Genomic DNA, 12,099 nt, shown 5'->3' on the forward strand with positions numbered 1-12,099 from the left:
TAGCATCGATCTTTTACATATTTCTTACCGAATTGCACGCACTCTCTATCCAGAAAAAACTGCCGTCCGAAAATGAAAGTGAAGGGTATCGGGTCACAATAATGTCTGCTTCATCGCTTGCTCAAACTCCTCCCTATTAGCGACTACTACTGGAATTTCTTCCGGCCTATCAATTAGATCAGCTATATCCAGACGCAAGCGCTTCTTGAAGTAATATAAAAAAGATTTTCTTACCGGGATATCTATTACGTGATCATCCATTGCATAGTCAGAAGCGATAATCGCTTGCTGTGATTTCGAAAGTTTGGGATTCGGCGTAAGTTTTACTATAAAGAAAGTTTGCCACATCTGATCATCCTTTCCACCTGCTTTAGCTTTTCCGCTCTGACGACAATCAAGGCAACGAGACAACAAGAAGTCTTTAAACTTGTGATCAATATGGCAATAGGCACGGACATGCCAGCGGAAACCATCACTCGCTAGCGCATGTGGTGAAATACTACGCCAAACAGGATCGGGCCGATTTGGGTTCATGGACTGATAATGAATCTCAATAGCTTCATTGTTGCGAACAGCTGAGAGTATCTTTCGTAACACCTCGGGATCGATCCTGCGATGAGGTATAGGCAGGCAGTCAAGATTTGGAAAATTCGACAGCCATGTCTCTTCTACCGTCTTGTCTTTCTCTGCGATCTGGCGCAGCTGTGACAAGTACTGGTTCGGGTCGGGCGTCAGAAAACGGGGCTGGAAGGTGTCAGCAGCAAAATAGCGCTTTTCACTCTTGTCGTATGCCATGTTACCGGGAGCTAATTCCTGGTACTGGCTCAGATCCTTAGAGGCCTGGGGTACTGACACGCCGAAGAAACCAATGATATCTCCGCGGTTAATCCCACCCTCCCAGTACAGACGAAACTCTATAAACCTTAGCCGTCTTTCGACCCCCCTGCGCAAACCTAATGGACCTTCGTTCACCAATGGCTCCTTGATGGGTATAGAAACTATATTGACATTGAAAGTAGATGCGTATAGTTTTTATACTAACCGTGGCTTGCAGTCAACTGAAATAGCAAATCGATGTATCTAGGGGTGCTTGTTATGTCATTAAGTATGAAAAAGACGTAGCAGGAAAAAGGAGAGGCGTTACTGCACAGAAAGCGTGCGCATACGGCTCCTAAAGGCCTTAGCACCTAACCAGTAACTGTACTTGCCATGAGAAGTATTAATTCAGCACAGCATCAACGAACCTGGAGTAATACCACATGACAGCAAGTATTAAGTTTTTTCCCCTTGGTAATGCCGACACCCTGCGTCTCGACCTTGTGGATGGCCGCAAGATTCTCTTTGATTACGCTGCGATGAGAAATTGCAACGATTCCCAAGACAAGCGTTGTGACCTTCCCGTAGAGCTTCGCCGTGACCTAGACAAGGCTAGCCGCGACTATTTTGATGCAGTGTGTATTACCCATACAGACACGGATCATTGTAAGGGATTCGGTGATTTCTTCTGGCTTGAACATGCTAAGGCTTATCAGAGCGACAGCCGAGTCAAGATTCATGAGCTTTGGGTGCCTGCGGCAGCGATCCTGGAAGAGAATCTTAAAGACGATGCCCGTATTGTTCGAGCAGAAGCGCGGCACCGCCTGCGTGTGGGCAAGGGTGTGAGGGTCTTCTCAAGACCTGGAAGACTGAAGGAATGGCTTGAGGGCGAAGGCATCAAACTTGAGGACCGAAAAGATCTGATCGTTGACGCCGGACAGCTCGTTCCCGGTTATGAGAAGGACGGCCCCGAGCAGGTTGAGTTTTTCGTTCACAGTCCTTTCGGTTGGCGTCAGGATGAGAACACCGTGGTGTCCCGGAACGAGGACTCTATCGTAATGCATGCTACGTTTCAGGAAGCTGGCACCGAATCGCGCTTGTTTCTCGGATCGGATGCGAACCACGAAATACTTTCGCAGATTGTGCAAACGACCCGTCGGCACGGCAATGCGGACCGGCTGCGCTGGGACATTATGAAGTTGCCGCATCATTGTTCTTACTTGTCGCTCGGGCCGGAGCGCGGAACTGATGAGACTGTCCCCGATTCTGATGTCCGTTGGCTATTCGAAGATCAGCGTGAAGAAGGTAGTTATATCGTGTCACCTTCCTTCCCTATCCCAATTAAAGGAACGGAGGATGACAAGAGTGATCAACCGCCTCATCGACAAGCTGCGAACTATCACCGGCGTATCTCCAAGAACTGTGATGGTGAGTTTGAAGTGACGATGGAAAAGCCCTCGAAAGCACGCCCCAAACCTTTTGTATATAAAGTTACCGCTCATGGCATCGCACTTGAGCTTTCTGCACCGATGGTTGGTAATACCGCGGCTGCGGAAACGCCGAGGGCTGGCTAATGGATATTGATGATTGGCTCAATGCATATGGTAACCCTGTGGCTGCTAAGGAACTTACATACACAGTAGCCACGAGACTAGTTTCTTTTGTTGAGAGATACGCAAGTCACCTCGCGGAAATTATTGAAGGGCGCCAAGGCGAGGGTAATGAGCTAGTCGTTCTCGATTTCCAGACAGGTAAACCGCAGAAGAGTGTCCATCCGATAAAGCGTATAGAACGCATAGGAATCTCCTTTACCAGTGATACTGGTATGCCTGTCGTTTTCATGATGCGCGCGGACTTCCCAGACACCGAGCATCAACTTCTCACGCCTGAAGACGTTCCGAGAGCTATCTGTATCGATGATCGTCCCTGGGCAGAAGCGCGTCTTACTTGGACACCTGCGGAACTGATAGAGCGCATCCTCTCCTGGTTTCGGCGCGCAGGTCACGGGGAATTGCATGATGCTCATCAGCCCCTTGATCCTGTTTTTATCGGTAGTTCGCTTAGCTTTATTATCTCGCGCGACATCCTACATCGTGCAAGTGAGTATGATCTTGTCGGTCTTCACAGCGCTGACCAAAAACAGATTCTGCGCGTGCGTCCAGCTCAACCCGGAGAGCGGCCTACAGCCAATATTGAGCCAATATGCTTTTTCGCATACAGCATCCCGCCAGAAAACATGCAGCGCCTAAAGTTTGCGCCCGATACACTCGGAAGCCTCGCTAACATGCTTATGACTCGGGGTATAGACCTGTTCGAAGATTTGCGAACCTGTTTTTCCGAATGGCTTCTTCAGGCGGAAGACGTACCGTGGAGAGTTCTGTCGCGATTTGCTGTGATAGTGGAAATGCCGATTATCGCCTCTGACGGCTCTCCCCAGGAGGGTACTGACCTGCGTGCGTTTATAACTGATCAGCAGGTAGGCGAAATTGCCGTGGCGCTTGGCGTCGCTTGTAGGGCTCAGCGAAGCGACGAAGGGAGCCGTATTGGCTACCTTAAAGCGGTGCTCCAGGTGCCAGAAGATACGGAAACACTGCACGCCATTACGGCGCAGTCGGCCGAGATTCACTACGAGTTTGACCGCCAGCTCGCAACAAAGTTAAGCGGGAGAAGTAACATTGATGAGCGTAAGGCGGTCATGGTGGGTGCAGGAGCTATCGGATCGCATGTCGCTGAATGTCTTACTCGGGAGGGGCGATTTTCTTGGACAGTAATCGACGATGATCGGCTACTACCACATAACATCGCAAGGCACACAGGAAGAGACAGCGACGTCATCAAAAGCAAGGCCAGCCTGGTTGCAGCGCAGATTGAAAACACGATTCATGAAGCCAAGCAGGTTGCGTGTGACATTGCTGCCAATGTAATGGCAGCAGGCGATAGCCGCGAAGAAATTGATCGTGCGCTCGATAGCGCTGACATCATCATAGATGCCACAGCATCAGTCCTAGCTGCACGTTATCTTTCGGACTATTCAGCGATAGCGCGGCGTGCAAGTGTCTTCTTCAATCCGTCAGGGAAATCGGCGGTACTGCTATCCGAGCCAGCATGTCGCTCAGTAACGCTGCGCGATCTGGAAGCGCAGTATCTTGGCCTTGTTGCGCGAGATGACCAACTTGAAGGTCACCTCTCTGTAGGAAACGGTAAGTATGCCTATACGGGTGCCTGTCGTGCGATCACAAACCTTATCCCAGAGTCTCGTGTGATGGCCTTGAGCGGGCTTGTATCCGGTGCCCTTGGTAGGGCAGTCGATCAGGATGAAGGTGCGATTGGGATATGGTCGATGTCTGAGAACGGTGCAGTCGCGGTTACTGAGATCAAGCCTGAGCCGGTCAAACGTTTTAAAGCTGAAGAGTGGGTTATCAACATCGATCAAGGCCTTATAGAACGTATACATGGCCTACGGGCTGAGCATCTTCCTTTAGAAACCGGCGGTGTGCTTTTGGGTGTTGTTGATATACCAGCAAAGAGTATTCATCTGATTAACGCAGCCCCGCCCCCTACCGACAGCAAAAGCAGTGCTACTGGGTTTATACGTGGCACGCACGGTGTTCAGGAGTACCTTGATGATGTATCAGAGCGAACGCGTGTGCAGGTTCGTTACATTGGCGAATGGCATTCCCACCCACCAGGCTCTGGCTCAGCTCCGAGCCGAACAGATATAGAGCAAATGGATTGGCTGGCCGCGTTATTTGAAATGGATACTCTGCCTGCCCTGATGCTCATCGCGGGAGAGCACGATATTAGTATCATCTTGGCCAATACAAATGCAGCGCCGGTTTGTTAAACCGCAAAACGCTACAGAATAAAGGGAGATAACGAGGCTATGAGCACACCTAAAATCGGACTTGCTCTATCGGGTGGTGGATCCCGTGCGATTGCCTTCCATCTTGGCTGTCTCCGTGCACTGCACGAGCTAGGTGTCATGGATAAGGTGAAAGTTATGTCTACTGTCTCGGGCGGGAGTGTAATCGGCGCGTTATATGCAGAAAATCAGGGTTCTTTTTCCGACTTTGAAACCAGTGTGCACGATATTTTGTCACGTGGTTTAGTCCGTCCTTCTATTAATAAGATTTTGACGACGACAGAAGGGCTTAGGGCCACGTTTTGCTGGGCCTTACTCTCTATCGTAAATACTTTTACATTTCTTGTTGCACGGCTCGCATGGGTAATTTCATTTCTTATGCCGCCAACACGGCGCAACGAATGGCGTGTTACTTTGGCAGGAGCACCCATAAGACGCTTTGCCAGTCGAACAACCATTTTGCGCCGAGTATTTGACGAGGACGTTTTTAAAGGGAAACGCTTTTCTGATCTTTGTTCAAACGCGCCGCTACTGATAGTCAATGCAGCTGATCTTCGGACGGGCTCAGCCTTTTACTATTCAGCTAACAGCTCGGGAAGTTGGCGGTTAGGGAAACTGGCCAGCAACGATGTGTCTTTAGCTCAAGCTGTTACCGCTTCAGCCGCCTATCCTATTTTTTTGCCAGCTTTGGACGAAAAATTGGCGTTTGATAAAAAGATGGTTCGCGTCGAGTTGAAAGAGTGTCGCTGACTGATGGTGGCGTCTACGATAATCTCGGTCTAGCGCCTTTATGGCCTGATCGTCACCCCGACGTCAGCTTAAATGTGACCGATATCGATTCTATTATCTGTTGTCGTGCTGGCTATGGATTACGCTTTGATCCACCAAGCCTTTCCTTTTTCTCCAGATTTTCAAGTGCTTTCACATGTGTCCACAATCGTGCACAGAATGCCGCAACGAAGCGCCTGTATGATCTTCATGATTCCGGACGACTGAAAAACATCTTGGTACCTTATCTTGGCCAAAGTGACAGTCGCCTTAAATTTCCACCCGAAGACTTGGTGACGCGAGAAGAGACGCATGATTACCCCACTGATTTTTCAGCTATGCCTGATGAGTGGGTAGAAAAGTTGAGTCGCCGTGGCGAACAGGTGACAAAAGCTCTTATTCGAGAACATTGGCCAGAACTTCTAAACAAGCAAAGTTCTTCATCATAGGCTTACATTCTGATGGTTGTTTAGAAGCACTGCTCCTGTTAACTATCGCGATATTTTAGCTGCCCGGTGGTGCTACCAAGTTTTGATAGGGTATCGGCCAGTTGGAATGCCACTGAGATGTATGCGTCAGACATAACGCTATAATGAATTCGTAAACACCTCCTTTTTTCCAGCGTAAACGAATTGCCTTACCCTGCTTTTGTGATGACTTTCGGCTGTGTTGCCTTAAGTGCACCAAAAATGCCATTGATGACGTTTTCCTTTCCCGAGAACAGCTCTTCGGGTCCGCCTGTATGAAGGTGGCTAAATGGAGGCTCATACAGCGCTTTAGCCTCTATTACTCCTCGTGTAGTCAGCTGATCAATGATCATTTCGATGAACCGAACCTGCGATGAAGAGAGGCTGCGGTCAGAAAGGAACTCTGAAAATGCGGTATGCGCCGCCTCACGGTCCATACCGACCAAGCTGCGGATGAAATAAGCCAATGAGGGAGCCTGGCGTTGCTCCAATAGGTTGGACAGTAACGCCTCGCCATTCTCCTCCCCGATCTGTTTTAGGGCGGCTTCAAGGCTTTCTAGGTCGGTCACGGTTAGTGGTTGGTTAGTGCGGAGCCTGTGAATCACGATATTGTTGAGGTGGCTATTCAGATAAGCCTCGACTTTCTTGGCGTACTGCACGCCAGTCATCTTGGGCATCTCAAAGACAGCCTCTTCTCGAACGCCCAGTACTTCATCCTTGAAGTCGGTGTAAACGATCTCGCGGCTCTTCTTATCAATAAAAGGCACCAATCCTCTAAGACGCAGGCGCATTTCCTCTAGCAGTGGGATATTAATCCCCTCCCAAAAGCCTTGCTCTTGCATGGCCTGCAGGTAACCAAGCTGCTCCTTGATCATTGGTATGCTGGTCTTCTCCACCAGGATTTCGGCAATTTCCATTACTCGCCTTCGCAGCCTTTCGAAGCCGTTGGCATCGGTTTCGATTAGAGATAGCTGCATGCGCAGTGCCGTTAGGTCGAACATGCGAGACTCAATGTCGTCAGTCTCCTGCGCGCTAGGGAGTCCAGCCACTTCATTCAGCAAGACCTCGCATTCGTCTGAGCCCAGCTGATCCCAAGTCTGACGGTCTTGAAACCGCTCCACGGCCTCCAGATGCATCCGCACAATGAAGTTGTCTGGGTTCATGGTGACCACCTCACTATGCAGGCCTTTAGCGAGGCTAGGAGTCAGAGTGCTATCAGGGTCTAGATCGGGAGTTGACTGCAGGTAACTGAGTAACTGTACACGAGACCGGAATAGTCGTGTTCCCAGCGGGACGCCGCCACTGGCTTCAATGCCGTCGGGGTTCTCACGGAAGAAGTCGAAGTTAAAGCAGAAATCAAACACCCGAAAGTCCTGCTTATCATCTTCATCCCCAACTGGCCCATAAAGACCTGGACAGAGCCGGGTGCCACGTCCAATCATCTGCCAGAACTTGATCTTCGAGAATACAGGTTTGAAGAAAACCAAGTTAGCAACCTCAGGCACATCGATCCCGGTATCCAGCATATCGACGGAAATGGCGATATGAGGCGCCTTGTCAGCCTGTGAAAAGTCATCAATCAGGCTTTGGGGATACTTGGCCTGATTGTCGATGACTCTAGCGAAGTGGCCAGCATAGTGCGGATAGTGATGGTTGAACCGACCCTCAATAAACTCAGCATGCCTGTGATTACGAGCGAAGATGAGGGTTTTAGCCAGACGGTCGCCTCCTTCCACGCGATGGCCCTGCTCCATTAGGTGCTGCAGCATCTTGTCTACAGTGTCTGTATTGAATAGCCAATTATTGATGGCGGAGGCATTCACCTCTGTTGGCATGCCCACCTCTTCAGCCTCATCGCCCCAGTCGAGGCTTTCCCATTCGGCTTTCTCCTCATCGCTAAGATCCTCATAGTCTATCCCTTCCCTTGGAAACCTAAGATCAACTTGTTGAACCTTGGGTGGAACAAGGAAGCCATCTTGTACTGCTCGATCCAGCTCGTAGGCATCGGTGGGAACACCGGGTTCGAGGCCGAACAGGTCATAGGTATTCTTATCTACTTGCTCACGTGGCGTTGCAGTCAGGCCGACAAGGAGTGAATCGAAATAGCGAAAGATCTCGCCGTACTTCTGGTATACCGAGCGGTGGGCTTCGTCGATGATCACCAGATCGAAATGACCCACCCCAAAACGGGCTTCATTACCTTGGGTATCATCGATTAGCCCCATCATGGTCGGATAGGTACAGACGTACACCCGCCCCTCGGTATTCTTCTCTGTCACCAGGTTAACGGGGCTTGAGTCAGGTAGGTGTGTCTTGAAAGCATTGGCCGCTTGGTTGACCAAAGAGACACGGTCGGCTAGGAATAGAGCTCGCTTCACCCAGCCAGCTCGTTGCAATACATCAACTAAAGCGACGGCAGTACGGGTCTTGCCGGTGCCTGTGGCCATTACCAGCAGGGATTTACGCTGGGCCTTGGCAAACTGCTCGAAGATGCTCGCAATGGCTCGTTTCTGGTAATAACGCCCCGCGATCTCGTCTTTCACCTCGGCTATGTTTAGCTTGTCGCGCTGGGTGCGACGACGAATCAGGCTGGCGAGCTCATCCTTCTTGTAGAAACCCGCTGCGCGGCGGGGGAGTAGAAAGTATCGTCCCACAACCATGTCTTGTAGCCATTGGTGTAGAAGATGAGTGGCCGCTGGCCATGCATTTTCTCTAGGCAGTCGGCATAGAGTTTGGCTTGCTGGCGGCCAGCCTTCGGGTCTGACGTTGTTCGCTTCGCCTCCACAACTGCTAATGGCTTACCATCGTCCCCCCAGAGTACGTAGTCGACGTACCCCACGCCCTTGTTATTAGGCATACCACTGACTTTGTATTCCCGATCTTCAAGGTTCTCCAGTGGCCAGCCAGCACGACGTAGTTCGACATCGATCAGGTAGTCCCGCGTTTCGGCCTCTGAATAGTCGTGTGTATCCGGCTGCTGTTCCGCCTTCTGCCGCGCTTTGGCCACCTGCTCACGCAGTTGCTGTACTTCGGCATCCAGTGCGTCACGCGCCTTCTGCTGCTTTAGTGCTGCCTTGTTCTGTTCGGCCAGCTGCTTCTCCAACGCTTCCAATTCCAGGCGAGGCACAACGTCCTCGTGGCTGACAGGCTGAGGAATTCGCTCATCTTTCCAGGCCGCACCGTCGCGAGAAGCTTCGGGTGCATAGGTGCGAGTCAGCCAATAGCAGAGATGATGTAGCTCTTTAACTACTTGACGGGCATCGTTCTCTTTTACAGGACGCGTTTCATGCACCGCTTGGTTGCCCATCTTCTGGATAACCCGTGCTTTCTGAAACACCGCCTCCGGCAGCAGATTCTTGAAGCTTGGCTCATGGAGGAGTGCACCCAGGTTGCGGTCATAGGGCATGCGCAGCTCAGCATCGTGCCGATATAGCCAGTGAACAGCCGCTTCCAGCGCAAAGCGGGCATGAAAGCAGGCCGCCCGCGGATCACCTAAGATATAGCCTTCCGCCCGGGTAGCGGACTCGGCAACGGTGCTAAACTCACGTGGCAGAAAGGCAAAGTTGGTCATAAGTTACAGCTCTCCGTTGAAGGCGCGGTGTTGGAGTGAGGCAAATAGAGCATCCAGCTCGGCAAGATGTGCGCGCATGCGAGATTTCTGCTGCTCGACAGATTCCACGATGGAAGCGAAGCTGCGTTGGAGCTTGACCGGAGGCTTAGGAATTGGAATTGCTTGAAATTCCTTTGCATTAATGTTGGCCATTCCGACAATACTTTTACATTTACTTTGGAGATATAGTTTCATTTGTGGCGTGTTCATGAAGGCGCCAATATACTCGGGGTCGGCAGAATCATTCACCACTCCTCTCACAAGGTAACCAGCGAAGGCCATCGGCTCTTTCCTTCGATAAACCGCAGTTTTACCGACCATCTCTTTACTGTTAGTCCGATTGAACAGAATCTGCCCGTTATGGACAAGATGCTTTAGCAGTTCCTTTTCATCCAAATCGATAAACTTAATACTTCTAAAGTCCCATTCACCCGTATAAGTAATGTTGTTCATCCGCAGCACGGGGTACTGGCCTTCATCTTGGCTTGCTTTCTTGCTTGTACCGTAATTGGCGGAGGCTAAAAGATCACCAATAACGCCCATATCCCACTCCATCGGATTGGTAATAGGATCGCCAAACATATCGATGAAGGTTGATTGAAGGAAGGAGTCGAGCTGGGCGAGGGCATCGCGGCGTTTGGCTCGCAAGTCATCTGCAGCATCGAGAATGGCCGCGATTCGTTTTTGTTCTGCCAAGGGAGGAAGAGGAAACTGGAGACGCGACAGGGTTTGCCTTGTTATCTGCGGTTGGGCCACACCTGTTATAACTTTACCGAAATCTGCGCTCTCCAGTACGCGACTGAGAAATCTCAAATCCACACGACTCGAATCCAGCTCATCAAGAGCCATTGCATTTCCAGTCACATATGACTTGGGCTCGCATACGTTGATCGTTCCGCAAGTGGCTCCGCGGCAAGTTATAAGGATAGTTGGATACTCATGATTATAAGTGGAAAAATAACCGATTTTTCCATTTGCCCCATAGACCGGAAACCCCGATTCAAGCATTTGACTTTTGGGAACCGTGGGCCATTGTTTAGGACGGCAAATTTCTGGAAGACTAATCATAGGCCAATTCATCCTAACATCGCCTCCAGCGCCTCATGTCCCTCGGTAATCTTCGCCTCCAACTCCGTCAGCCGTTGAAGAATGTCTTGTGGTGATTCATGCTCGACTGCTTGGTACTCCACCTCCTTATAGCGATTAATGGAGAGATCGTAGTCATTACCCACAATTTCCGATTTGGGAATAAGGAAACTCTTGTCTGTGCGCTTGCGGCCCATCTCCAACGCCTGGTTTTGCCAGCGAGCTAGAATGTCGGGCAGGTCGCTTTTATCAGGCTGTTCAGTTCGCTTATCGTCAAGAGAGAAGCCATCAGCTTGCATATCGTAAAACCAGACCCTGTCGGTGCCTCCAGAGTTTGTCTTGGTAAAGAAAAGAATGGCTGTAGAAACACCGGCGTAGGGCTTAAAAACACCTGAAGGCATAGAGATGACGGCGTCCAACTTCTGGTCCTCGACCAATATCTTGCGCAGTGCCTTGTGCGCGTTGCTGGAACCGAACAGTACGCCGTCCGGCACAATAACAGCTGCACGGCCACCGGTCTGAAGCATGCGCAGGAACAGCGTCAGAAATAGCAGCTCCGTCTTCTTGGTCTTGACGATCTGCAGTAAATCCTTAGCAGTGGACTCGTAATCAAGACTGCCTGCGAAAGGAGGGTTGGCCAGGATAAGGGAATATTGCTCCGCATCGTTTTCATCCGCCTGGGCCAGAGAGTCCTTATAGCGGATATCAGGGTTCTCCACGCCATGCAGCAGCATGTTCATGCTGCCAATGCGGAGCATGGTGGAGTCAAAGTCGTAGCCGTGGAATGTCCCTTCATTGAAGCGTCGGCGAGACGCTTCGTCTCGATAGATTTCGCCACTATGATGCTCACGCAGGTGCTCGGAGGCAGCGATCAGAAAGCCCGCGGTACCACAAGCGGGGTCACAAATCACGTCTTTAGGTGTCGGAGCGGTCATCTCCACCATTAGTTTGATGATGTGCCGAGGAGTACGGAACTGACCATTTTGCCCAGCGCTAGCGATCTTACCGAGCATAAACTCGTAGAGGTCGCCTTTGTGTCAGCGTCACTCATATCGATGCCGTCGAGCTGATCCACCACATTGGCCAACACCCTCGGGTTCGGCATGAGGAACAGAGCATCCTTCATGTGGTTAGTATAGGTTGACCCACCTTCACCATCGGCATCACCCTTCTGCCCTAGGGACTTTATGAACGGGAATACCTCATCGCGTATAGTGTTAAACATCAGCTCCGGAGCGAGCTCCTTGAAGCGCGACCAGCGCAGGTGGTCTTGGCTAGCATCGAAAACGGGCTCTTCAAGGGGGGCGGCGGTACGAGCAGCCTTACGCTCCTTGAGTGTGTGTATCTCATCCAGACGTTTGATAAACAGCAGATAGGTGAGCTGTTCAATAACAGTAAGAGGGTTCGATACGCCACCCGACCACATCGTGTTCCAGATGCTGTTGACCTGGGTCTTAAGTTCGCCAGTAATCATGACTTTCCTTTTCTAA

The 12,099-nt window shown here is 50.7% G+C and carries 10 protein-coding genes; 4 read left to right on the top strand and 6 right to left on the bottom strand.

Features of this window, described 5'->3' with window-relative positions; all coding sequences use genetic code 11:
• Positions 1-93 precede the first annotated feature (93 nt).
• Positions 94-972, bottom strand: coding sequence for a helix-turn-helix transcriptional regulator (locus tag FDY98_RS12605; protein ID WP_027959531.1), 879 nt, complete (start codon positions 970-972; stop codon positions 94-96).
• A gap of 287 nt (positions 973-1,259) precedes the next feature.
• Between FDY98_RS12605 and FDY98_RS12610 the strand changes: the two genes are divergently transcribed.
• The 4 genes from FDY98_RS12610 to FDY98_RS12625 are packed head-to-tail and all read left to right on the top strand — an operon-like array spanning position 1,260 to position 5,895.
• On the top strand, positions 1,260-2,390 hold the full coding sequence (locus FDY98_RS12610) for a hypothetical protein (RefSeq protein ID WP_027959532.1): 1,131 nt from the start codon (positions 1,260-1,262) through the stop codon (positions 2,388-2,390).
• The gene (locus FDY98_RS12615; protein WP_027959533.1) at positions 2,390-4,660 is read left to right on the top strand and encodes a ThiF family adenylyltransferase; all 2,271 of its coding nucleotides are present in this window, start codon (positions 2,390-2,392) and stop codon (positions 4,658-4,660) included. Before FDY98_RS12610 ends, FDY98_RS12615 begins: the two co-directional genes overlap by 1 nt.
• 39 nt (positions 4,661-4,699) lie before the next feature.
• Positions 4,700-5,428, top strand: coding sequence for a patatin-like phospholipase family protein (locus FDY98_RS12620; protein WP_155705880.1), 729 nt, complete (start codon positions 4,700-4,702; stop codon positions 5,426-5,428).
• Positions 5,419-5,895 (top strand): hypothetical protein, encoded by a 477-nt coding sequence (locus FDY98_RS12625; RefSeq protein WP_155705882.1) that lies wholly within the window; start codon positions 5,419-5,421, stop codon positions 5,893-5,895. The genes FDY98_RS12620 and FDY98_RS12625 overlap by 10 nt, the downstream gene beginning before the upstream one ends.
• Positions 5,896-6,083: 188 nt before the next feature.
• Here the strand turns inward: FDY98_RS12625 and FDY98_RS12630 are convergent, their stop codons facing one another.
• From FDY98_RS12630 to FDY98_RS28050, 5 genes are read right to left on the bottom strand one after another with little or no spacing between them, the layout of a single operon-like run.
• Entirely contained in the window at positions 6,084-8,573 is a 2,490-nt protein-coding gene (locus FDY98_RS12630; protein ID WP_196518022.1) for a DEAD/DEAH box helicase family protein, read from the bottom strand.
• Complete coding sequence (locus tag FDY98_RS26240) at positions 8,498-9,484, bottom strand: DUF4145 domain-containing protein (protein WP_196518024.1); 987 nt, start codon at positions 9,482-9,484, stop codon at positions 8,498-8,500. Before FDY98_RS26240 ends, FDY98_RS12630 begins: the two co-directional genes overlap by 76 nt.
• 3 nt (positions 9,485-9,487) lie before the next feature.
• Positions 9,488-10,603 (bottom strand): restriction endonuclease subunit S, encoded by a 1,116-nt coding sequence (locus FDY98_RS12635; RefSeq protein WP_155705884.1) that lies wholly within the window; start codon positions 10,601-10,603, stop codon positions 9,488-9,490.
• The gene (locus tag FDY98_RS12640) at positions 10,600-11,622 is read right to left on the bottom strand and encodes an HsdM family class I SAM-dependent methyltransferase (protein WP_340146543.1); all 1,023 of its coding nucleotides are present in this window, start codon (positions 11,620-11,622) and stop codon (positions 10,600-10,602) included. Before FDY98_RS12640 ends, FDY98_RS12635 begins: the two co-directional genes overlap by 4 nt.
• On the bottom strand, positions 11,553-12,083 hold the full coding sequence (locus FDY98_RS28050) for a type I restriction-modification system subunit M N-terminal domain-containing protein (protein WP_340146544.1): 531 nt from the start codon (positions 12,081-12,083) through the stop codon (positions 11,553-11,555). Before FDY98_RS28050 ends, FDY98_RS12640 begins: the two co-directional genes overlap by 70 nt.
• Between the last annotated feature and the right edge of the window lie 16 nt (positions 12,084-12,099).

Origin of the sequence: Halomonas sp. PA16-9, assembly GCF_009728585.1 — a bacterium.
GTDB classification, from domain to species: domain Bacteria; phylum Pseudomonadota; class Gammaproteobacteria; order Pseudomonadales; family Halomonadaceae; genus Vreelandella; species Vreelandella titanicae.

What these genes read in the sequence shown, in the direction of transcription:
- FDY98_RS12610 (WP_027959532.1), top strand. Translation starts at nt 1,260, where the DNA reads ATGACAGCAAGTATTAAGTTTTTTCCCCTTGGTAATGCCGACACCCTG.
- FDY98_RS12615 (WP_027959533.1), top strand. Translation starts at nt 2,390, where the DNA reads ATGGATATTGATGATTGGCTCAATGCATATGGTAACCCTGTGGCTGCT.
- FDY98_RS12620 (WP_155705880.1), top strand. Translation starts at nt 4,700, where the DNA reads ATGAGCACACCTAAAATCGGACTTGCTCTATCGGGTGGTGGATCCCGT.
- FDY98_RS12630 (WP_196518022.1), bottom strand. Translation starts at nt 8,573, where the DNA reads ATGGTTGTGGGACGATACTTTCTACTCCCCCGCCGCGCAGCGGGTTTC.
- FDY98_RS26240 (WP_196518024.1), bottom strand. Translation starts at nt 9,484, where the DNA reads ATGACCAACTTTGCCTTTCTGCCACGTGAGTTTAGCACCGTTGCCGAG.
- FDY98_RS12635 (WP_155705884.1), bottom strand. Translation starts at nt 10,603, where the DNA reads ATGAATTGGCCTATGATTAGTCTTCCAGAAATTTGCCGTCCTAAACAA.
- FDY98_RS12640 (WP_340146543.1), bottom strand. Translation starts at nt 11,622, where the DNA reads ATGCTCGGTAAGATCGCTAGCGCTGGGCAAAATGGTCAGTTCCGTACT.
- FDY98_RS28050 (WP_340146544.1), bottom strand. Translation starts at nt 12,083, where the DNA reads ATGATTACTGGCGAACTTAAGACCCAGGTCAACAGCATCTGGAACACG.